Origin of the sequence: Pragia fontium DSM 5563 = ATCC 49100 (assembly GCF_900112475.1) — a bacterium.
Classification (GTDB): Bacteria; Pseudomonadota; Gammaproteobacteria; order Enterobacterales; family Enterobacteriaceae; genus Pragia; species Pragia fontium.
In genome coordinates, this window is record NZ_FOLW01000005.1 from 126,545 (window position 1) to 148,582 (window position 22,038).

The window sequence follows — 22,038 nt, forward strand, 5'->3', positions numbered from 1 at the left end:
CATATTTTTTCACTTTAATGGTTAAAAATAGGTTAACTTTGTCATTCATAATAAAAAACGGCATTGAACCGGGTATTTTATATAACTTGAATTCTAATAATATATTGATGTGGAGCAGTATGTTTAGCTAAACAGTAGGGAGCAACCGTGATTGATCGATTACTAACCATGATGGGTACCTTAGCCGATAGCCAGCTTTTCTGGGTGGTATGCTTCCTGTTTGTCGCAATCATTTTGTTTGTTTCCAATAAAGTCCGAATGGACGTTGTCGCGCTATTGCTGATCACTGTTTTTGTCACCAGCGGTATTCTTACTCTTCCTGAAGCTATTTCCGGCTTCAGCGATCCTAACGTTATTCTGATTGCCTTACTTTTTGTTATCGGCGAGGGGCTGGTACGTACCGGTATTGCTTATCAGGTTGGAGACTGGTTGGTGCGAGTCGCGGGCAGCAGCGAAACTAAGTTGTTGGTGCTGCTTATGCTGGCCGTTGCTGGTTTGGGGTCGGTGATGAGCTCAACCGGCGTAGTGGCCATTTTTATTCCCGTTGTGATGAGTGTTTCTTCTCGTATGGAACGGCCACCGGGTCGTTTAATGATGCCACTGGCTTTTGCTGGCCTTATCAGCGGTATGATGACGCTGGTAGCAACGCCGCCAAACCTGGTGGTTAACAGTGAATTGGAACGCTATGGTGCCGGACAATTCAGTTTCTTCAGCTTTACGCCCATTGGCATTTTGATTTTGTTGTTTGGTATTGGCTATATGCTGCTGGTGCGGCGTTGGTTGGTGAAGCCGGTGGATCAGACCAGCCCTAAATCTCGCTCTCGTCGTACCATGCGCGATCTGATTCATGATTATAAACTCAGCGGCCGCGCTCGTCGGTTGTCAATTCGTCCGGGTTCTCCGCTGATTGGGCGCTCGTTGGATGAACTACATCTACGCTCGCGCTACAGTGCCAACGTTATTGGTATTGAACGTTGGCGTAAATTTCGTCGGGTGATGATTAGCGCCTTTGCCGCCACTGAACTGCGGGTACATGATATTTTGCTGGTGGATATTCACGGTCCGGAAGTTGACGTACGCCATTTTTGTACCGAAGAGCTGCTTGAGCCGATGATTTTGCGCGGTGAGTATTTTTCTGAACAGGCGCGTGAAGTGGGTATGGCTGAGGTGTCTCTCATTCCGGATTCTGAATATATTGGCAAGACCTTGCGCCAGATGACGTTTCGTACCCGCTATAATTTGAACGTTATCGGTATACGTCGCAATGGCAAATTGATTGAAAACAGCCAAATAGATGAAGAGCTGAAGGTTGGCGATATGATGTTGGTTATTGGTGACTGGCGTCAGATTCGTCAATTACAAACCAATACTCGCGATTTTTTGGTGATGAATTTACCTGCCGAAGTCGACGAGGTCGCGCCAGCTACCAGTCAGGCTCCTCATGCGCTGCTTTGCTTGATTTTAATGATTTTCCTGATGGTGACCGATATTGTGCCAAACGTGATTGCCGCACTGTTGGCCTGTTTGCTGATGGGAAAATTCCGCTGTATTGATATGGAAGGGGCATATAAATCCATTCACTGGCCAACTTTGATACTGATTGTCGGTATGTTGCCGTTTGCTCAGGCCCTGCAAAAAACCGGCGGTATTGATTTAGTGGTACAGGGTTTGATGGATACCGTCGGGGATATGGGGCCGAGGGTGGTTTTACTTAGCCTGTTTGTTCTGTGTGCTGTGATTGGTTTGTTTATATCCAATACCGCAACGGCAGTATTGATGGCACCGATTGCGATCGGTGCTGCTAACCAAATGGGTGTTTCAGCCTTACCTTTTGCGATGGTGGTGGCGGTTGCTGCATCGGCAGCTTTTATGACGCCTGTTTCTTCACCGGTGAATACCATGGTATTGGGGCCGGGGGGATATAAATTTAGCGATTTTATCCGTATTGGCGTACCGTTTACGCTATTGGTGATGGTGATTAGCGTGGTCATTATTCCGTTACTGTTCCCGTTCTGATACATATTTCAGTCATCATTCGTTCATAAAACTGACATTTACGCTGAGTAATCTTGCTTCTGAAAATGAAAACATCAGGAGAAACAGGATGAAGGCAAGTTGGTTTATTCCCATGACTTTGGCATTGGTACCGGTTTTAGTTCCCGTTACGGCGTCTGCCGTGAATATCTATCCTATCGATCGCGCAACGATGCTAACCGGTGGAAAATTTGATTTTAAAGTTGAGTTTGAGCAGGAAGTTAACCCCGAAAAGGTTAGCGTAAAAATCAACGGAAAGGATTACCAGCAGGTCTGGGGCAAGAAGAGTGAATTTATTAAAAATGAAGACGGTGCTAAAGCCTCTTCATTGGTAGTGAAAAACGTCGATTTAACGTCACCGGGTGCTTATAAAGTGGAGGTTTCTGCCGGTGATGAAAAAGGCAGCGTAAGCTGGAATATCTATCAAACCCCAGCAAAACGCCAGGCTAAAAATGTGATTCTGTTTATCGGTGATGGCCTCTCCGTAGCGCATCGTACCGGCGCTCGTATTCTGTCCAAGGGCATTACCGAAGGAAAAGCCGATGGTCGTCTGGCGATGGATGATTTATCGAATATGGCCTTTATTGGCACCTCCAGCACCGACTCAATTGCTGCTGATAGCGCCAATACCATGAGCGCCTATATGACTGGCCATAAATCTGGCGTTAACGCGTTGGGCGTTTACGTCAGCCGCGCCAAAGATTCCCTTAATCATCCCAAGCAGGAAACGTTAGGGGAACTTCTGAAACGCACGACCAATATGTCGGTGGGTATTGTGAGTGATGCCGAACTGGAAGACGCCACACCTGCTGCCGTTGTTTCCCATACTCGTCGTCGTGCGGATAAGTCTGAAATCGTTAGCATGTTTTATGACGTCAAACCGGAAGTGATGTTGGGAGGAGGTTCGGCCTATTTCCTGCCGCAAACCACGCCGGGCTCTAAGCGTAAAGATGACCAAAACTATATTGAACGTTTTCAGCAGGCGGGATATCAATTAGCTACCGATGCTGATTCCCTCAAGCAACAGGGAGCCAGTGCCAGTAAACTCTTGGGACTGTTCCATACCGGTAATATGGATGATGTGCTGGATCGTCGTTTTCTGAAAAATGATGTCACCAAAAAATTCCCTAACCAGCCAGATCTGACGGAAATGACGCAAACGGCGTTGGATGTACTGTCGAAAAATGATAATGGCTTCTTCCTGATGGTAGAGTCAGCCTTGATCGATAAGGCTTCTCATCCGCTGGATTGGGAGCGCTCCATCTATAACACCATCATGCTGGATCAATCGGTAGCCGTGGCCAAGAAATTTGCCGAAACTCACCCAGATACGCTGATTATCGTCACTGGCGATCATACTCACGGTATCTCAATTATTGGTACCGTTGACGATAATAAACCGGGTAGCGACATGCGTGAAAAGGTTGGGGTGTATGAGACGGCAGGCTATCCGAACTATCAGGATAAAAATGGCGACGGTTATCCGGATAAAGTCGATGTATCCAAACGCCTGGCAGTGTTCTTCAATAACTTCCCTGACTATTATGAAACTTTCCGGCCTAAGCTGGATGGACGTTTTGTCCCGGCCATTCAGAATGAGAAAGGTGAGTATATTGCCAATGCGGCCTATAAAGATGTTCCGGGAGCAGTATTAAGAACCGGAAATATTCCCCGTGATGCCGACACTGGCGTACATTCCGTCGATGACATGATTGTTCAAGCATCCGGTCCTGGTTCTGAACGTATTCGTGGCTATATGGATAATACCGAACTGTTTCGAGTAATTACCGATGCACTGTCATTAGGTCATGGTAAGCAAGGGCAATAATCATGACGATTGTTGATAACAGCGGCCGGGATAATCCCGGCCCTATCGGTTTTAAAAAGGTTTCTGCCGTTTACTGCGCTTTTCTACTCCTGCTGCTGTGTCTGATTTCCATTCAACTTAAAGCTAAACCTACGCTGTCATTTGAACAGTTTTATGGTCATGTTGGCGTTTTAGGTTTGGAGTTTTCCGATCGGGTTAAACAGCTATCTGGTCAAGAGATAGAGATAAAGGGATTTATGGCACCACCTTTGAAAGCGGAGTCGCAGTTCTTTGTGTTAACTAAGATGCCAATGGCGCTGTGCCCATTCTGTTCATCCGACGCAGATTGGCCGGAAGACATTTTGGTGGTGTATCTGACAAAGCGGCAAACCTTTGTGCAGAATAACAGCATGATTAAGGTGAGTGGAACGTTAGAGTACGGCACATGGCGCGATCCACAGAGCGGATTTGTCAGCTTACTGCGGCTAAGAGATGCCGAGTTCAGCCAGCTTTAATCAGGGGGAATCATGTCAGAACTGTTTATTAATCAACTACAGGTAAGATTTAACGGTAGCTTACAGGCTGCATTGTCTATCCCAACATTGGTGGTAGCCACAGGCTCTCATGTGGCGGTAACCGGTGTTTCAGGTAGTGGTAAAACCACGCTGGTTAATGCCATCAGTGGTCTTGAGCGATGCGATATCGGGCAGGTTTTCTGGGATGAGCAGGATATTGGTCGATTGTCAGAAAGCAAACGCGACCGTTGGCGAGCGGCCAGAATAGGCCTTGTCATGCAGGACTTTCATCTTTATCCGGGAATAAGTGCATTGGATAATGTATTGCTAGCGTCACGTTTTTATCGCTGGCGTATCCCGTCGACGTTAAAAGCCAGAGCGGAAGACCTGTTGGAGCAGGTGGGTATTCGGCAAGGGAAGCAGTGCGTTGACACGTTATCTCGCGGTGAGAAACAGCGGGTAGCTATTGCAAGAGCGCTGTTACCACAGCCGTCTATTGTGATTGCTGATGAACCAACCGCTAGTCTGGATGAGGAAAATGGTTTACAGGTTATACAACTGTTGACTCATTTTGCGCGAGAAGAAAAATCAACACTCATCTGTATTACCCACGATTCTCGCCTGACTAACGAGATGTACCGCCATATCACTCTGCAGAACGGCCGACCGGTGAAGGATATTGCCGTAGGAAGGCCATTATGATCCCTTTTGGCGTGATATACGCAGACTTTAAACGTTTGTGGGGCGGTGCATTGGTTTTGATTATCCTGATCGCGTGCGCCATTGCTTTTAGTATGGTGGTGAATCTTCAGGAAAGAGCGCTGCGTGAAGGCAGTGCCAGAGCTGCCGATCGCTTTGATTTGGTGATTGGCGCCGCAGGCAGTGAAACGCAGCTCGTTCTGTCTACCGTCTTTCTTCAACCATCTTTGCTGCCTTTATTGGATGGAAAAGTGCTCAGTGAATTACAACATAATCCGCTGGTGGAGTGGGCCGCTCCGCTCGCTTTTGGCGATAGCTATATGGGAATGCCGGTTATCGGTACTGATGACCATCTTATCGCCGATCGTTTATCGACCAGTGATAAAGTTTTCCAAAGTGATCATGATGCGATTGTTGGTGGGGCGAGTGGACTGGCTATTGGCGACAAGATTATACCGATTCACGGTCAAATTGGCGCTGAAGGTGCGCATCAACATAATGAGGCCAGCTATACCGTAACCAAAGTGTTACCGCTAAGTCACGATACGTGGGATAAGGCGATTTTGGTTCCCATTAAATCAGTATGGGATTTACACCATGTGGTTCATAAAGAGGGGGATACTCATGATGAGCAATTTGGCGCTATATCGGCAATAATCGTTAAACCAAAAAGCATCGCCGGGGCTTATCAGCTCAGAACGCAATATCGCGGAGGAGAAAGCCAAGCGGTTTTCCCGGGCGAAGTACTGGTGCGGTTATATGGCACACTGGGGGACGCCCGACAAATTCTGTCCTGGGTAGCAACCGGTACTCAATTTCTGGTCGTGGTGGCTATTTTGATGGTAGTAGTTATTCATTTAGAGCAGCGCAAGCGTCAACTGGGGGCTCTACGGGCTTTTGGCGCACCACAGAGGGGAGTCATTTCGTTGGTTTGGTGCGGTTTGATGCTGATAATGACCATCGGTATGGCGTTGGGTGTGCTGATTGGATATCTGGCGACTCTATGGATATCGGCGAACATTACCACGCGTTACGGTATGGCGCTGCCGGTTGAGATTAAACAGCAAGATTTGCTGATGATAGCAATAATGTGGGGTGTTTTAGCGGTAATTTTGCTGGTTCCTGCATTGTTGACCTATCGCTATTCTCCGGCTCAGGCGCTAAGAGGCTAGTCACTGATTCTGGTTATCATCTTGTTGGATGATAACCAGTTCATTTAGCTATAGCTGGCTATCCTGACTAATCTCATCCAGCGACAGGCTGAAACTAGGCACAAATACTTTAATAAAGTATTCCATTTCCGGGCTATGGCGTAGCTTAAGGGTTTTTTCCAGCCGCTGTTTAGCCAGTTTAAACTCTTTATTTCCCGCAGACAGTTCTTCTAAGCTCTTCAGATAAGCGCACAGGGCATCAGCCTGTTTCACAACCAGTTTTTCATCTTCGTTGTAATAATCGTCATCCAGAATAGCGCGGAAATCCTGCTGAATTTCTTCCGGTAACATCTCAATTAGTTTGAGTTGGGCGACTTTTTCAATTTTCTTATATTCATGGGCAATCTGCGGATTGTAGTACTTGATTGGCGTCGGCATATCGCCGGTCAGGACTTCGCTAGCATCGTGATACATCGCTAATAGCGCCACCCGATCGGGACTTAGATTACCGTTGAACTTACGGTTTTTAATTACTGCTAACGCATGGGCAACAAAGGCTACTTGTAAACTATGTTCAGAGACGTTTTCAGTACGCACATTTCGCATCAGAGGCCAGCGACTAATCAGTTTCAGTCGGGATAAATAGGCAAAAAAATGACTTTGGTTCTGGCTCATGATGGGCACCTCAGTAGGTATAAAACAGGGCTAGATTGTGGGGAGTTATTGCGCAGAGTGCAAACTGAATATGTGAATATTTTTAACTGGTGGGGGAATCAAGAAATGTATATGGCGGTGAAAAGCTCACCGCCAAAGCGAACAGATTATGCTTGCTTATAGGTCTCAAGGAATTTGGCAAACTTACCAATCGCCATTTCCAGTTCGTCTACCCGAGGTAAGGTAACGATACGCACATGGTCAGGGTATGGCCAGTTAAAGCCGGAGCCCTGAACCAGCAGAACTTTCTGTTGTAATAACAGGTCAAGCACCATTTTTTGGTCGTTATGAATATTAAAACGTTTAGCGTCAATTTTTGGGAACATATACAGCGCACCTTTCGGCTTCACGCAGGATACACCTGGTATATCATTAATTAATTCCCAAGCGCGGTTGCGCTGTTCATACAGACGGCCACCCGGTTGAATAAATTCATTGATACTCTGATAGCCGCCAATTGCCGTTTGGATAGCGTGTTGCATTGGCACGTTAGCACACAGACGCATCGAGGCCAGCATTTCCAGACCTTCGATATAGCCTTTAGCGTGTCCTTTCGGGCCACTTAGCACCATCCAACCTTGACGGAAACCAGCAACGCGATAGGTTTTAGACAAACCATTAAAGGTTACGGTCAATAGATCTGGTGCCAGTGCTGCAATAGAGTGGTGCTGGGCATCATCATAAAGAATCTTGTCGTAGATTTCGTCGGCAAAAATAATCAGGTTATGTTCACGGGCAATCTGAACGATCTCTAACAGTAATTCTTTGCTGTAAACCGCACCCGTTGGGTTGTTAGGGTTAATAATGACAATACCGCGGGTACGTGGAGTAATCTTTTTACGAATATCATCCAGATCTGGGAACCAGTCAGATTCTTCATCACACATATAGTGAACGGCGTTACCACCGGAAAGAGATACCGCTGCGGTCCATAATGGGTAATCCGGTGCAGGGATGAGCATTTCATCGCCCATATTAAGCAGAGCCTGCATCGCCTGAACAATCAGTTCTGATACACCATTACCGATATAGATATCTTCAACGGTGATATCCATAATGCCCTGTGCTTGATAATGCTGCATGATCGCTTTACGAGCAGAGTACAGACCTTTTGAGTCGCTATAGCCCTGAGCGGTTGGCAAATTACGGATAACGTCTACCAGAATTTCATCCGGCGCTTCAAAACCAAACGGAGCCGGGTTACCAATATTCAGCTTAAGGACTTTGTTACCTTCCTCTTCCAAGCGTTTAGCTTCTTTCAGCACTGGACCACGAATGTCATAGCAGACATTATCCAGCTTTCTGGATTTTTCAACGGTCTTATGACCGGCAGCATCAACGGTAACGGTAGGGGCGATCTTTGGTGTGGTCAGACTTTGCTCGGCTGCATCCAACATAGCGTTAACCATCGGATCATTGTTCGGCTGCTCAACCTGATTCTCTTCTGATGCGACGATAATACCCGTATTATCAGATAGTAGACGCAACGTCGCCCCGGAAGCAAAAGCTGGAGCCGCATCCAACAGCTCTTTCTTTAAACGCAGAGCCTGTGAATTACCGCTTTTAAAAGAGGTTAGATCGATCCACTCGTTTGAAACCGTCATGCTATACCGCCTTAATAAAATGTATATCATCCTGTATATTGCAAAATCCTACTACTGGATATACAAATTGACAAGGGATTGTTTGCTTTTATCGAAGAAAAAGAATGGCTCTGCATTTTTAGCGGATTAACGACTGGGATGTATATACATAATTGGCTAGCAAATTAGGGGGTAAAGCGGTTTTTAAACAATAAAACAATCTGTGTTAGGTTGATGATTAACTTACTTTAATACACTCAATCGGCGGGAGGGAATGGCGTGGGGGTCGTAGCAGCCGGAGTGCCCGTAGCCATTCCAGGCACGACGCATTTTGGTATCGAGTACTAATTGTCTTCCTGCGGAGCAACTAGAACAATGTTTACGTTACCCCATCAAGACGAGTTCCAGTAATGACATGAGTCACATCCACCATTATTTAACTGGACCGGTCAAAAATATAAGGCAGCGTTTCCGCTGCCTTAATCAAAAACAACAACCAGATTACTTAATATCAGCCTGCTTTTTACTTGCAGGTATCAGAAATACCAACACCATAACAATAGCGGTCGGTATCATCCACGCCATACCTTGCTCAGCAAGCGGCATATATTTAGTTTGGCCATCCAACAGACCTTTAACCCAAGCAACGTTCTGTAAAGCAGAAATACCACGCATACCGTCTAACAGACTGAAAATCAGTGCGACAAACATTACGGTACGGAAAGCATATTTAGGATTAGGTAACCAACGACGAAGGAATGTTAGTACCACCAGAGCTATAGTCAGGGGATAGAGGGCCAACAGAACCGGTACCGATAAGGCAATTAACTGGCTCAACCCAACGTTAGCAACTAACGCACAGATGATGCATAGCACAATAACCCACTGACGATAGCGCAGCGGCGTTAAGGTTGAGAAGTAATCAGCACAGGCGCTGACTAAACCAACCGCAGTGGTCAAACAGGCTAATAACACAACGCCGGAAAGAATCCACTGGCCTGGTTGTCCAAACAGAGCTTGCACATAAGCGGCCAGCACTACACCGCCATTTGCCGCGCCGGGTGCGACGGTTGAAGAGGTTGCACCCAACCAGAAGAGTGAAATATAAACAAATGCCAGTCCGGCTGCGGCGATAAAGCCAGCGATAACCAGATATTTATAGGTGGCTTTCTGTTCAGTAACGCCTTTACCACGCAATACATCGACCAGCAACATACCAAACATCAGGGCAGCAAAAGTGTCCATGGTGTTATAACCACCGATAAAACCTTTGGAGAAGGCGGTATCTTGGTAACTGGCAACGGGGGCGGCCAACTCACCCTGCGGAGCGACCAACACGCCGATAGCCAGACAAATCAGTAGCAGGAACAGCGCAGGCGTCAGGATTTTACCGATATTATCGATCAGTTTACCGCGGCTCCATGAAAACATCAGGGTCACAATAAAGAACAGCGTTGTTACCATCGCTTGAGTTTTATCCAGCTTAATACTGTCAGACAAAACTAATTGGTTATCGCCGCCAAAAGTACCAAATAGCGGTTTGATAGCCATTTCATAAGCGACGAGTCCAGTACGTGGGGTCGCAAAAGCAGGACCGATAATAATAAACAGCAGTACGGCGGCAAAAGTACCGGTGCCTCTTGGTAAATCCTTAGTCATCGATGGCAGGCCACCGCCAACGCTAGCAACGGCAATAATCGAGATAAGAGGAAGACCTACGGCGGTGAGTAGAAAACCAGACATCGCTGAAAGAACATTGGTACCTGCCAATTGACCTTCCAGAGGAGGGAAAATAATGTTACCGGCACCTAAGAAGAAAGCGAAAGTCATCAAACCTAAACCAATGGTATCGGCTCGGCTTAAACGCTGGGTCATGAGTTATTCCTTGTCGTACAAAAACCAGTAATAGATTGATTAGATTAATAAACAATCAATTCAGTGACCGGTTTCTAATAGTTTATTATGCAGTAACCCACTCTTTATGAATTTAAATTCACTTTTCTTGAATAAAGTGAATTATTCCTCTCCTGAGAGTAAAAATTTCAGTGGATTACTATTCGAAGTGGATACTCTATGATTGACAGGTTTTACGCAAGCCTTTTAGCATAAAATATATGATTATTTGGTGAGAAAAGGATTTTATTAGAGTTATGAACTGGTTTTTTTGTTTTTACTGGCTTTTGTGATTGGTTTTTTGATTTTATACGTTGGTATTTAAGGTAAGTTATACCATTAATAGTGGATTTGATTGCTAGTTTAGTGAAGAGAGTGAGTGAAAATTAGCCAAATTAGTCATTTTATTCATCAATAAAGGGAATTGGGCATAAATGTATATGGTTTATCACACTGATAAATACCCTAAACATAATTATAAGCATTCTTTTGGCTGGACGGTTTTAGCGGTTACCGGAGCAGTTTTAGCCATCGCTACCGTATCACTATTTTAGGATGGTTAAACAAACGGTATTAACGATGACGGCTGCGGCCATCGTTAATCTGGTGATGACATCTATATTATCTTGGATAATGATATCTGAGGAGTATGTAGGATATTAAAACCCCAGGCTGTTTAGTGTCGGGATTTTTTTATTGATTCTATCAGTGCTGCTTTAAAACGAGGAAAATAGTGTTCATCATAAAATTTCTGGATTGAGTTTTTGATAGCCAAGGATTCTGGTAGTATTTTTCCATCAACAATACTTTGTAGAATATGTTGTAAATGTTGGAGATCGCCTGGTTGGTAGACTTCGCCATTAACATGTTCAATGATAATGTCTTCCGGCCCGGTAGGGCAGTTTGAGCTAACAAAATAAATTCCTCGTGACATGGCTTCACCAATAGTCATACTGAACCCTTCATAAGCTGATGTCATTACTTGGGTTGTAACCATTTTTATTGATTGATTAATATATTCCCAAGGTGATGCTTGCCATCCGTGCCAGGTCACTTTTTCTGCGATACCTAAACTTAGGGCGTAGTGTTTACAGCGCTCCAGATCGGCTCCATCTCCCACAACATCTAAAGACCAATCACCTTTTATATGAGCAAGCGTATCTAACAGATCTTTAATTCTCTTTTGCTCTTCAAATAAAATCCGCCCTAGATAGAGGAATGTGGTTCCAGCTGTTGGCCGGGGAATCGTGATACAGCTCTTACTGGTTGGATTGAAAATAGTATCGATTTTTTGAGCTGGAATTCCCATGTTTTGTAATTGTCGTGCGATACCTGAACTAATTGCCAAGTGTGCGTCTGCACAGCGGTAATAGTCGGGGCGATAGATACAATCAAGAGTATAGTGCCCCCATGATATCAATGGAATTTGCTTAAATAAAAATTTTCTCGATAAATCAGATAAATAGCAAGATAGGGGATCCAGCGCAATAATAACGTCTGGTTGATAGCGTTTTACTTGCCTGGCAAGAGATAAACTAATACTCCAACGTTTTAATTTATTATTGGAAATCTTTGATGTAAGAGAAATATTATCATTGTTCCCTAGCCATGCTTTGTTTTCTACCCCATTACCATGATTAATAAAGCATAATTTTATTTTTATTTCTGGGTTATCACGTTGTAGAAAGTCAATGACCGCCCTGACTACTGTTTCTGTACCGCCAAAACCAGAAAGAGCATTACTTACAATGATTATTTTATTGATGTCCATGTAACATTGACCTTGGGGGAATGCAGTATGCTTTTATTTTGTGGCAATATGATTGTCATCAAGAGTGAGTTAGTCAAGTAAAACAGGGCGTAATTCAGCCTCATCTTATACCAATGCTTCTATATTGAGTGGTTATCACTTGTCAGATAATTACCAGTAATGTTACTACGGTGTGAACACGTCTTAACGGTGCTATTCATTTCTCTTAGAATTATTTCCAATAGTGATAGTTTTAGTTATGCCAAGCATTTCTTTGCGATCAGGCGTAGAAAGCGGATAATAGAAAACGAGGCACTATAGATATGCCTGATTTAGGCTAAAAATGTTTCATGATGTGCTCTACATCAAAGAAAAACTTCTTGTGCAATGGTGGTAAAAATATCTATTTCTGTCAGAATAGTCGTTTGATTGGGTTCAGTTATTTCTCAGCTGACTCGATTTAGTTAGATCGGCTGTTTTTATCTCTGTTTTGTGATTTGTATTAGAAAATGTTTTGTCGATGTTGATAGAATGTTGTGAAAAAGAGTGAAGCTCCACGCTAATCATTGCGTAAGACAATGAACCTGAAGATGTTTTAGGTACGGACGTTTTATCTCCCTTTTAATTGTCGTAGTCATCGGATTGGCTCCCTGAGAACAACCCGGTAAATACTATTTTTTTAAAGAGTAGTAAGAGCATATGCCTACAAGTACTGAAGTCGCCGCCCATCATTGGGCTTTTGCCGTATTTATTGTTGTTGCACTGGGCCTTTGTGCCGTCATGTTAACTGCAGCTTATTTCCTTGGCGGTCGCGCCAGAGCAAGAACAAAGAATACGCCTTATGAATCAGGTATTGACGCAGTCGGATCCGCGCGTTTGCGCCTCTCCGCTAAGTTTTATCTGGTTGCCATGTTTTTCGTTATCTTCGATGTAGAAGCCCTGTATCTGTTCGCTTGGTCCGTATCTGTGCGTGAAAGCGGCTGGATTGGCTTTATCGAAGCTGCCATTTTCATTTTTGTTCTGTTAGCCGGATTATTTTATCTGGTGCGCATCGGTGCGCTGGATTGGACGCCACAGCGTTCTAAACGGCAGATCAAGAACAACCCCAGTAACTTGCAGTAAAGCGAGGCTTGAAGATGAAATATACGCTCACTCGCGTAGATCTTGACGGTGAAAACGACCGTTATCCGCTACAAAAACAGGAAATTGTCACCGATCCCCTGGAACAAGATGCCCATAAAGGCATTTTCATGGGCAAGCTCGATAATGCCCTTCATGATGTGGTGAACTGGGGGCGTAAAAACTCTCTTTGGCCTTTTAACTTTGGCCTCTCCTGTTGCTATGTAGAAATGGTGACCTCTTTTACCGCCGTTCATGACGTTTCTCGCTTTGGTGCAGAAGTATTGCGTGCTTCTCCGCGTCAGGCTGACTTTATGGTGGTGGCCGGTACCTGTTTCGTAAAAATGGCTCCGGTTATCCAGCGCTTATACGATCAGATGCTGGAACCTAAATGGGTTATCTCCATGGGTGCCTGTGCTAACTCCGGCGGTATGTACGACATTTATTCAGTTGTTCAAGGCGTTGATAAATTTATTCCGGTTGATGTGTATATTCCCGGTTGTCCGCCTCGTCCGGAAGCCTATATGCAGGCTCTGCTGTTATTACGTGATTCTATCGGTCAGGAACGTCGTCCGCTTTCATGGGTTGTCGGTGAGCAGGGCGTTTATCGTAAAGAGATGCAGTCAGAAAAAGAACGCAAACGCGCTGAGCGTATTGCTGTAACAAATCTGCGTACCCCTGACGAAATTTAATCCGTGTGAATCAGCATGATTAAGTAAACACCAGAATTTTATTTGAGTAATGAGCGGCGAAAACAATTATGACAGAACCGATGACGCAAGAGCTCGCCCAACCCGCTTGGGAAACCAGGGATCATCTTGATGATCCGGTAATAGGTGAACTGCGCAACCGTTTTGGGCCAGATGCCTTTACCGTTCAACCTACCCGTACCGGCGTACCGGTAGTGTGGGTTAAACGCGAGCAGCTTTTAGAGGTAATGACCTTTTTACGTAAACTTCCAAAGCCGTACGTCATGCTATTTGACTTACACGGTATGGACGAACGTTTACGCACCCACCGCAACGGTTTACCGGCTGCGGATTTTTCCGTTTTCTACCACCTGATCTCTATCGATCGCAACAAAGACATTATGTTGAAAGTTGCGCTGGCGGAAAACGACCTGCATGTGCCAACAGTAACCAGCCTGTTCCCGAACGCTAACTGGTATGAGCGTGAAACTTGGGAAATGTTTGGTATTACCATCGATGGTCACCCAAATCTGCGTCGCATCATGATGCCTGACTCTTGGGAAGGGCATCCGCTGCGTAAAGACTATCCGGCTCGTGCGACTGAATTCGATCCTTTTGTTCTGACTAAGGCAAAAGAAGATCTGGAGATGGAATCATTAACCTTCAAACCTGAAGAATGGGGTATGAAGCGCGGAACCAGAGATGAGGACTTTATGTTCCTTAACCTGGGTCCTAACCATCCATCTTCTCACGGTGCTTTCCGTATCATTCTGCAGTTAGACGGTGAAGAGATCGTCGATTGTGTACCGGATATCGGTTATCACCATCGCGGCGCTGAAAAAATGGGTGAGCGCCAGTCATGGCATAGCTATATTCCATTTACTGACCGGATTGAATATCTGGGCGGCTGCGTTAACGAAATGCCTTATGTACTGGCAGTTGAAAAACTGGCCGGTATTGAAGTTCCAGACAGAGTAAAAACCATCCGCGTGATGCTGTCTGAACTTTTCCGCATTAACAGCCATTTGCTGTACATCTCGACCTATATTCAGGACGTTGGTGCGATGACACCGGTGTTCTTCGCCTTTAGTGACCGTGCTCGTATCTATGACATTGTGGAAGCCATCACTGGTTTCCGTATGCATCCGGCTTGGTTCCGCATTGGCGGCGTTGCACACGATCTACCAAAAGGTTGGGATAAGCTGCTACAGGAGTTCCTGGAGTGGATGCCGAAGCGTCTCGATTCCTATGTGAAAGCCGCGTTGCAAAACAGCATTCTGAAAGGCCGTACAGTCGGCGTTGCCCAGTATAGTGCTGAAGAAGCGCTGGCATGGGGCGTTACCGGTGCTGGTCTGCGTGCAACGGGTATCGATTTCGACGTTCGTAAAGCGCGTCCTTACTCTGGTTATGAAAACTTTGAATTCGACGTTCCGGTTAGTCACAACGGTGACTGTTATGACCGCGTGATGTTGAAAGTTGAAGAGCTACGTCAGAGCCTGCGTATTTTGCATCAGTGCCTGAAAAACATGCCTGAAGGGCCGTTTAAAGCAGATCATCCACTGACTACGCCGCCGCCGAAAGAGCGTTCGCTACAGCATATCGAAACGTTGATTACCCACTTTTTACAGGTGTCATGGGGTCCGGTTATGCCGGCCAATGAATCTTTCCAGATGGTGGAAGCAACGAAAGGGATCAATAGCTACTACTTAACCAGCGACGGCAGCACCATGAGCTACCGTACTCGGGTTCGTACGCCAAGCTATGCACACTTACAACAGATCCCGTCCGTCATTCGTGGTTGCCTGGTATCCGACTTAATTGTCTATCTGGGCAGTATTGATTTTGTTATGTCAGACGTGGATCGCTAGTTATGACCGATAAAGAAAATTTCACGCTGAGCGCGGAAGAACTCGAGGCGATTGAGCACGAGAAACATCATTACGAAGATCCGCGTGCAGCATCAATCGAAGCACTGAAGCTAGTGCAAAAGAAACGTGGTTGGGTTCCGGATGGCGCCATTCCTGCTATTGCTGAGGTATTAGGCATTCCGGCCAGTGACGTTGAAGGGGTTGCGACATTCTACAGCCAGATTTACCGCCGTCCGGTTGGCCGTCACGTGATTCGCTATTGCGATAGCGTGGTGTGCTATATCAATGGATATCAGGGAATTCAGGCTGCTCTTGAGAAAAAACTGGATATCAAACCGGGTCAAACGACGTTTGACGGCCGCTTTACGCTGTTACCAACCTGCTGTTTAGGTAACTGTGATAAAGGACCAAGCATGATGATCGATGAAGATACACACGAGCATCTGAAGCCGGAAGATATTGAGAAACTACTGGAGCAATATCAATGAGCGGGCCAACATTATTAGGAACTCAACGCATTCTTACTGAAGAGCAGCATCCGCTGACTTGGCGCTTGCGCGCTGACCAGCAGCCGGTGTGGTTCGAAGAATATCGTAGTAAGAGTGGCTACGTTGGTGCAGAGAAAGCCCTTAAAGGGATGGCACCTGATGACGTGGTAGCAACGGTTAAAGATTCTGGCCTAAGCGGTCGCGGCGGTGCGGGCTTCTCCACTGGTCTTAAGTGGAGCCTGATGCCGAAAGATGAAAGCATGAATATCCGTTACATTCTGTGTAATGCGGATGAGATGGAGCCGGGCACTTATAAAGACCGTCTGCTGATGGAGCAACTGCCTCACCTGTTGGTTGAAGGTATGCTTATCGGTGGTTTTGCTCTGAAAGCTTATCGTGGCTATATCTTCTTACGCGGCGAGTATATTGAAGCGGCAGAAAACCTGCGTCGCGCTATTGAAGAGGCGAAACAGGCGGGTTTCTTAGGCAAAAATATTCTAGGCAGCGGCTTTGATTTTGAGCTGTTTGTGCATACCGGTGCTGGTCGTTATATCTGCGGTGAAGAAACCGCACTGATTAACTCACTGGAAGGTCGTCGCGCCAATCCTCGCTCTAAGCCTCCATTCCCGGCAACGTCCGGCGCATGGGGTAAACCGACTTGCGTAAACAACGTGGAAACCCTGTGTAACGTGCCGTCAATTGTACAGCACGGTCCAGACTGGTACCGCGGTTTGTCTGCCGGTAAGAGTGAAGATGCGGGTACTAAACTGATGGGCTTCTCCGGCCGGGTAAAAAATCCGGGTTTGTGGGAACTGCCTTTTGGTATCACCGCTCGTGAACTGCTGGAAGATTACGCCGGTGGGATGCAGGACGGTCTGAAGCTGAAAGCCTGGCAGCCGGGTGGGGCAGGAACCGACTTCCTGACCGACGCGCACCTCGATTTACCGATGGACTTTGCCAATATTGCCAAAGCGGGTAGCCGTTTAGGTACTGCGTTGGCAATGGCCGTCGATGACAAAATAAGTATGGTTGGATTGACCCGCAACCTTGAGGAGTTCTTCGCGCGCGAGTCCTGCGGTTGGTGTACGCCATGCCGTGACGGTCTGCCGTGGAGCGTGAAGATTTTAACTGCGTTAGAGCGGGGAGAGGGCCAGCCGGGGGATGTTGAAACCCTTGAGCAACTGTGTCGCTTCCTGTCTCCAGGCCATACTTTCTGTGCATTAGCACCGGGAGCCGTTGAGCCGCTACAGAGCGCGATTAAGTATTTCCGTGAAGAGTTTGAAGCGGGCATTAAAGAGAAAACCTTTAATAACCTGAATCCGATCGCCGGGATCCAACCAAACCTGCTGAAGCAGCGTTGGTAAAGTTAGTCATATAGACGACAGGATCCGGGAACGAATTTTTTAAAGTTATATGCCCGCAGTTGCGGGCTACAGGAAGCATGCTGACTATGGCAACGATTCATGTAGACGGCGAAGAATACGAAGTTGATGGTGCGGAGAACTTGCTACAAGCATGTCTCTCACTGGGCCTCGATATTCCTTACTTTTGTTGGCATCCGGCGCTGGGTAGCGTCGGCGCTTGCCGCCAATGTGCGGTGAAGCAGTTCCAGGGGCCTGATGATAAACGCGGGCGTCTGGTTATGTCGTGTATGACACCGGCATCTGACGGTAGCTATATTGCTATTGAAGATGAAGAAGCCAAAAAATTCCGCGAAGCCGTCGTGGAGTTCTTAATGGTAAACCATCCTCACGACTGTCCGGTCTGTGAGGAGGGCGGAAACTGTCACTTACAGGATATGACCGTGATGACCGGTCATAGCTTCCGCAAATATCGTTTTAACAAGCGTACCCATAACAATCAGGATCTCGGACCTTTCATTAACCATGAAATGAACCGCTGTATCGCCTGTTATCGCTGCGTGCGTTACTACAAAGATTATGCGGGTGGTGAAGACTTTGGCGTATACGGTGCCCATGACAACGTGTATTTTGGGCGTCCGGAAGACGGCACGCTGGAAAGCGAGTTCTCCGGTAACCTGGTTGAAGTGTGTCCGACCGGTGTATTCACTGATAAAACGCACTCTGAACGCTATAACCGTAAATGGGATATGCAGTTCGCTCCGAGCGTTTGTCAGCAGTGTAGCGTCGGCTGTAATACCAGCCCGGGTGAACGCTATGGCGAATTACGCCGTATCGAAAACCGCTATAACGGTACGGTAAACCACTATTTCTTATGTGACCGCGGTCGTTTCGGCTACGGTTATGTCAACCTGAAAGATCGCCCTCGTAGTCCGTTGCAGTTACGCGGTCAGGACTGGATTGCACTGAATCCGGAACAGGCGATGCAGGGTACCGCAGACGTATTGCGTCAGGCGAAGAAGATCGTTGGTATCGGCTCACCGCGTGCCAGTCTGGAAAGTAACTATGCGTTACGTCAGCTGGTTGGTGCAGAGAATTTCTCTACCGGTATGGAAGCTGGCGAATTAGCTCGCGTTCAACTGATGCAGCAAGTATTGCGTGACAGCGGTTTGCATACGCCTTCACTGCGCGATATGGAAAGCTATGATGCGGTGCTGGTGCTGGGTGAAGACGTCACGCAAACCGGCGCACGTATTGCGCTGGCGCTGCGTCAGGCAGTTAAGGGTAAAGCTCGCGCCATGGCGGCTGCCCAGCGCGTTGCCGACTGGCAAATCGCTGCGGTACAGAACATTGGTCAACACGCTAAGTATCCGCTGTTTGTGACCAACGTAGATAAAACCCGTCTTGACGATATTGCCGCGTGGAACTACAGCGCTTCAGTTGAAGATCAGGCTCGTTTAGGCTTTGCTATTGCACACGCCATCGACGGTTCTGCTCCGGCAACTGATTTACCGGCCGAATTGAAAGGTAAAGTGGATATCATCGTTCAGGCACTGTCCGGTGCGAAGAAACCACTGATTGTTACCGGCAGCGGTGCTGGCAGCGACGCGATTATTCAGGCAGCTACCAATATTGCGCTGGCTCTGAATAAGCAGGGTTTGGAAACTGGCATCACTTTTGTGGCTGCTGAAGCAAACAGTATGGGCGTCGCCATGTTAGGCGGCAGTTCTATTGATGAGGCATTGGCGCAAATCGAAAGCGGTGATGCTGATACCCTGATCGTGATGGAAAATGACCTTTATCGTCACGGCTCTAAAGCCCGTATCGATAACGCACTGGCTAAATTAGAGAATCTGATCGTACTTGACCATCAGCGTACTGAGCTAATGGATAAGGCAACGGTGATTCTGTCTGCGGCTAGCTTCGCAGAAAGCGATGGGACGTTGGTGAACCAAGAAGGACGTGCTCAGCGCTTCTTCCAGGTTTATGAGCCATCTTTCTACGATAAAGACCCGACCAAGAAAACTTATATTCTGGAAAGTTGGCGCTGGCTGCATTCGCTGGATAGCGTATATAACAGCCGTCGTCTTGACTGGACGCTGTTGGATCACGTTGTCAGCGCAGTGGCTGAAGAGTTCCCGCATTTAGCCGGTATTGTGAATGCTGCTCCAGATGCTTCTTTCCGCATTAAAGGCTTGAAACTTGCCCGTGAACCTCACCGTTACAGCGGTCGTACCGCGATGATGGCTGATGTGAGCGTACATGAAAAACGTCAGCCTCAGGATAATGACACTGCCTTCTCTTACTCGATGGAAGGTTACAGTGCTCCTGAAGCTAACCGTCAGCAAATTCCATTTGCCTGGGCTCCAGGCTGGAACTCACCGCAAGCCTGGAATAAATTCCAGTCTGAAGTGGGTGGTAAGCTGCGTGCAGGAGATCCGGGTATTCGCTTATTTGAGAAACCTGACAACGCTTCTTTCGCTTACTTTGATGCGACAGTGCAGGCGAAAGCCGGTGATGAAAATAGCTGGCGTGTAGCGCCTTACTACCATTTGTTTGGTAGTGATGAGACCTCTCAGCGTTCAGACGTGATTCAAGAGCGTATGCCTGAAGCCTATGCCATGCTGAATCCTCAGGATGCGGCGAAACTTAGCGTTAGCGCCGGTTCGGTTATTGCCTTCAGCTGTTCAGGCTCCGATCTGAAGCTGCCGGTAAAAATCAGTGAGTCGCTGGAGCAAGGGTTAATCGGTTTACCACTAGGCCTGCCGGGTATCTCTCCTGCATTGGTCGGTGAGCGCGTAGAAAATCTGAAGGAGGCAACAGTATGAGTTGGCTGACTCCGGAAGTTACCGACATTTTAATCTCAGTTGGTAAAGCCGTAGTGATCCTACTGGTCGTGGTAACCTGTGGTGCGCTGATGAGTTTCGGTGAGCGCCGCTTGTTATCTCTGTTTCAGGATCGCTATGGACCGAACCGCGTAGGGCCGTTTGGTTCACTGCAAATCGTTGCCGATATGATCAAAATGTTTTTTAAAGAAGACTGGGTTCCCAACTTCTCTGACAAGATGATCTTTACGCTGGCGCCGATTATTGCTTTCAGCTCGATGCTGTTGGCGTTTGCTATTGTACCGATCACCCCAACCTGGGGTGCATCCGACCTGAATATCGGCATTCTGTTCTTCTTTATGCTGGCAGGTTTGGCGGTCTATGCGGTGCTATTTGCTGGCTGGTCAAGTAACAACAAATACGCTTTGCTGGGGGCGATGCGCGCCTCAGCACAAACCTTGAGCTATGAAGTGTTTCTGGGTTTGTCTCTGATGGGTATTGTTGCGGTGACCGGCTCTTTCAATATGCGCGATATCGTTGAAGCACAGGCCGACGTTTGGTTTGTTATTCCTCAGTTCTTCGGCTTCGTGACCTTTGTTATCGCCGGTATTGCCGTTTGTCACCGTCATCCGTTTGACCAGCCAGAAGCTGAACAGGAACTGGCCGATGGTTACCACATTGAATATTCCGGTATGAAATTCGGTTTGTTCTTTGTGGGTGAATATGTCGGTATCGTGACCATTTCTGCCTTAATTGTGACGCTGTTTTTCGGCGGCTGGCAGGGGCCATTCTTACCACCGATTGTGTGGTTTGCGCTGAAAACCGGGTTCTTTATGATGATGTTTATTCTGGTGCGTGCGTCGCTACCGCGTCCTCGTTATGACCAGGTGATGTCCTTCGGCTGGCGTGTTTGTTTGCCGCTAACGTTACTTAATCTGCTGGTCACTGCAGCCGTCATCTTGCTAAGAGCGCAATAAGGGAGAGAGATAACCATGACATTAAAAGAGTTGGTGGTTGGCTTTGGTACCCAACTGCGTAGCCTGTGGATGATCTTTCTTCACGCGTTCCATAAGCGTGACACGAGGATGTATCCCGATGTACCTATTTATGTGCCGCCGCGTTACCGTGGCCGCATCGTCCTGACCCGCGATCCTGATGGGGAAGAGCGTTGTGTAGCCTGTAACCTGTGTGCGGTTGCCTGTCCGGTTGGCTGTATCTCGCTGCAAAAAGCCGAGATGCAGGATGGCCGCTGGTATCCGGAGTTTTTCCGTATTAACTTCTCACGCTGCATTTTCTGCGGAATGTGTGAAGAGGCTTGCCCAACCACGGCAATTCAGCTAACGCCAGATTTTGAAATGGCTGACTTTAAGCGTCAGGATTTGGTGTACGAAAAAGAAGATCTGCTGATTTCTGGTCCGGGTAAATACCCTGAATATAGCTTCTACCGTATGTCCGGTATGGCGATTGACGGCAAGGGTAAAGGCGAAGCGGAAAACGAGTCTAAACCCATTGACCTCAAAGGTCTGTTACCTTAAAGGAGCG

17 protein-coding genes are annotated in these 22,038 nt (G+C 47.0%); 13 read left to right on the forward strand and 4 right to left on the reverse strand.

Going from position 1 to position 22,038, the window contains the following annotated elements; translation table 11 throughout:
• Window positions 1-171: 171 nt before the first annotated feature.
• The 5 genes from BMZ28_RS09375 to BMZ28_RS09395 all read left to right on the forward strand — a co-directional run bounded on the left by BMZ28_RS09375 (window position 172) and on the right by BMZ28_RS09395 (window position 6,227).
• The gene (locus tag BMZ28_RS09375; protein ID WP_074822842.1) at window positions 172-2,016 is read left to right on the forward strand and encodes an SLC13 family permease; all 1,845 of its coding nucleotides are present in this window, start codon (window positions 172-174) and stop codon (window positions 2,014-2,016) included.
• Window positions 2,017-2,104: 88 nt separating this feature from the next.
• Entirely contained in the window at window positions 2,105-3,862 is a 1,758-nt protein-coding gene (locus tag BMZ28_RS09380; protein WP_074822654.1) for an alkaline phosphatase, read from the forward strand.
• Between the two features lie 2 nt (window positions 3,863-3,864).
• A complete protein-coding gene (locus BMZ28_RS09385) occupies window positions 3,865-4,356 on the forward strand; it encodes a hypothetical protein (RefSeq protein WP_074822657.1) in 492 nt (163 codons plus the stop codon).
• A gap of 12 nt (window positions 4,357-4,368) precedes the next feature.
• Complete coding sequence (locus BMZ28_RS09390) at window positions 4,369-5,058, forward strand: ABC transporter ATP-binding protein (protein WP_074822659.1); 690 nt, start codon at window positions 4,369-4,371, stop codon at window positions 5,056-5,058.
• Window positions 5,055-6,227 (forward strand): FtsX-like permease family protein, encoded by a 1,173-nt coding sequence (locus tag BMZ28_RS09395; protein WP_074822660.1) that lies wholly within the window; start codon window positions 5,055-5,057, stop codon window positions 6,225-6,227. The genes BMZ28_RS09390 and BMZ28_RS09395 overlap by 4 nt, the downstream gene beginning before the upstream one ends.
• 48 nt (window positions 6,228-6,275) lie before the next feature.
• On the opposite strand, the gene yfbR is transcribed toward BMZ28_RS09395, so the two are convergent.
• The 4 genes from yfbR to waaB form a co-directional block, all read right to left on the reverse strand.
• Window positions 6,276-6,881, reverse strand: coding sequence for a 5'-deoxynucleotidase (gene yfbR, locus BMZ28_RS09400; protein WP_074822665.1), 606 nt, complete (start codon window positions 6,879-6,881; stop codon window positions 6,276-6,278).
• Between the two features lie 146 nt (window positions 6,882-7,027).
• Complete coding sequence (locus BMZ28_RS09405; RefSeq protein ID WP_235432605.1) at window positions 7,028-8,524, reverse strand: pyridoxal phosphate-dependent aminotransferase; 1,497 nt, start codon at window positions 8,522-8,524, stop codon at window positions 7,028-7,030.
• 480 nt (window positions 8,525-9,004) lie between these two features.
• Complete coding sequence (gene brnQ / locus BMZ28_RS09410) at window positions 9,005-10,378, reverse strand: branched-chain amino acid transport system II carrier protein (protein ID WP_074822669.1); 1,374 nt, start codon at window positions 10,376-10,378, stop codon at window positions 9,005-9,007.
• A gap of 694 nt (window positions 10,379-11,072) precedes the next feature.
• The gene (waaB, locus tag BMZ28_RS09415) at window positions 11,073-12,167 is read right to left on the reverse strand and encodes a lipopolysaccharide 1,6-galactosyltransferase (protein WP_074822672.1); all 1,095 of its coding nucleotides are present in this window, start codon (window positions 12,165-12,167) and stop codon (window positions 11,073-11,075) included.
• 678 nt (window positions 12,168-12,845) lie between these two features.
• Here waaB and BMZ28_RS09420 point away from each other — a divergent pair.
• From BMZ28_RS09420 to nuoI, 8 genes are all read left to right on the forward strand, one after another.
• The gene (locus BMZ28_RS09420; RefSeq protein ID WP_047781470.1) at window positions 12,846-13,268 is read left to right on the forward strand and encodes an NADH-quinone oxidoreductase subunit A; all 423 of its coding nucleotides are present in this window, start codon (window positions 12,846-12,848) and stop codon (window positions 13,266-13,268) included.
• A 14-nt stretch (window positions 13,269-13,282) separates the two neighbouring features.
• Window positions 13,283-13,957 carry a NuoB/complex I 20 kDa subunit family protein gene (locus tag BMZ28_RS09425; protein ID WP_047781469.1) on the forward strand — a complete coding sequence of 225 codons (675 nt, stop codon included), beginning with the start codon at window positions 13,283-13,285 and terminating at the stop codon, window positions 13,955-13,957.
• A 68-nt stretch (window positions 13,958-14,025) separates the two neighbouring features.
• Window positions 14,026-15,822, forward strand: coding sequence for an NADH-quinone oxidoreductase subunit C/D (gene nuoC, locus BMZ28_RS09430; RefSeq protein ID WP_074822675.1), 1,797 nt, complete (start codon window positions 14,026-14,028; stop codon window positions 15,820-15,822).
• A 2-nt stretch (window positions 15,823-15,824) separates the two neighbouring features.
• On the forward strand, window positions 15,825-16,310 hold the full coding sequence (gene nuoE / locus BMZ28_RS09435) for an NADH-quinone oxidoreductase subunit NuoE (RefSeq protein ID WP_047781467.1): 486 nt from the start codon (window positions 15,825-15,827) through the stop codon (window positions 16,308-16,310).
• Complete coding sequence (nuoF, locus tag BMZ28_RS09440; RefSeq protein ID WP_047781466.1) at window positions 16,307-17,674, forward strand: NADH-quinone oxidoreductase subunit NuoF; 1,368 nt, start codon at window positions 16,307-16,309, stop codon at window positions 17,672-17,674. The genes nuoE and nuoF overlap by 4 nt, the downstream gene beginning before the upstream one ends.
• A gap of 86 nt (window positions 17,675-17,760) precedes the next feature.
• Window positions 17,761-20,499: an NADH-quinone oxidoreductase subunit NuoG gene (gene nuoG / locus BMZ28_RS09445; protein WP_136655885.1), complete on the forward strand. Its 2,739-nt coding sequence runs from the start codon at window positions 17,761-17,763 to the stop codon at window positions 20,497-20,499.
• Window positions 20,496-21,473 carry an NADH-quinone oxidoreductase subunit NuoH gene (gene nuoH / locus BMZ28_RS09450; protein WP_047781464.1) on the forward strand — a complete coding sequence of 326 codons (978 nt, stop codon included), beginning with the start codon at window positions 20,496-20,498 and terminating at the stop codon, window positions 21,471-21,473. The genes nuoG and nuoH overlap by 4 nt, the downstream gene beginning before the upstream one ends.
• A 15-nt stretch (window positions 21,474-21,488) precedes the next feature.
• Window positions 21,489-22,031: an NADH-quinone oxidoreductase subunit NuoI gene (gene nuoI, locus BMZ28_RS09455; RefSeq protein WP_047781463.1), complete on the forward strand. Its 543-nt coding sequence runs from the start codon at window positions 21,489-21,491 to the stop codon at window positions 22,029-22,031.
• Window positions 22,032-22,038 lie beyond the last annotated feature (7 nt).

Coding starts and splice junctions, on each gene's coding strand:
- nuoG (WP_136655885.1), top strand. CDS start 17,761: ATGGCAACGATTCATGTAGACGGCGAAGAATACGAAGTTGATGGTGCG.
- BMZ28_RS09395 (WP_074822660.1), top strand. CDS start 5,055: ATGATCCCTTTTGGCGTGATATACGCAGACTTTAAACGTTTGTGGGGC.
- BMZ28_RS09380 (WP_074822654.1), top strand. CDS start 2,105: ATGAAGGCAAGTTGGTTTATTCCCATGACTTTGGCATTGGTACCGGTT.
- nuoF (WP_047781466.1), top strand. CDS start 16,307: ATGAGCGGGCCAACATTATTAGGAACTCAACGCATTCTTACTGAAGAG.
- BMZ28_RS09390 (WP_074822659.1), top strand. CDS start 4,369: ATGTCAGAACTGTTTATTAATCAACTACAGGTAAGATTTAACGGTAGC.
- BMZ28_RS09375 (WP_074822842.1), top strand. CDS start 172: ATGGGTACCTTAGCCGATAGCCAGCTTTTCTGGGTGGTATGCTTCCTG.
- nuoC (WP_074822675.1), top strand. CDS start 14,026: ATGACAGAACCGATGACGCAAGAGCTCGCCCAACCCGCTTGGGAAACC.
- BMZ28_RS09385 (WP_074822657.1), top strand. CDS start 3,865: ATGACGATTGTTGATAACAGCGGCCGGGATAATCCCGGCCCTATCGGT.
- waaB (WP_074822672.1), bottom strand. CDS start 12,167: ATGGACATCAATAAAATAATCATTGTAAGTAATGCTCTTTCTGGTTTT.
- nuoI (WP_047781463.1), top strand. CDS start 21,489: ATGACATTAAAAGAGTTGGTGGTTGGCTTTGGTACCCAACTGCGTAGC.
- BMZ28_RS09425 (WP_047781469.1), top strand. CDS start 13,283: ATGAAATATACGCTCACTCGCGTAGATCTTGACGGTGAAAACGACCGT.
- BMZ28_RS09405 (WP_235432605.1), bottom strand. CDS start 8,524: ATGACGGTTTCAAACGAGTGGATCGATCTAACCTCTTTTAAAAGCGGT.
- yfbR (WP_074822665.1), bottom strand. CDS start 6,881: ATGAGCCAGAACCAAAGTCATTTTTTTGCCTATTTATCCCGACTGAAA.
- nuoH (WP_047781464.1), top strand. CDS start 20,496: ATGAGTTGGCTGACTCCGGAAGTTACCGACATTTTAATCTCAGTTGGT.
- BMZ28_RS09420 (WP_047781470.1), top strand. CDS start 12,846: ATGCCTACAAGTACTGAAGTCGCCGCCCATCATTGGGCTTTTGCCGTA.
- brnQ (WP_074822669.1), bottom strand. CDS start 10,378: ATGACCCAGCGTTTAAGCCGAGCCGATACCATTGGTTTAGGTTTGATG.
- nuoE (WP_047781467.1), top strand. CDS start 15,825: ATGACCGATAAAGAAAATTTCACGCTGAGCGCGGAAGAACTCGAGGCG.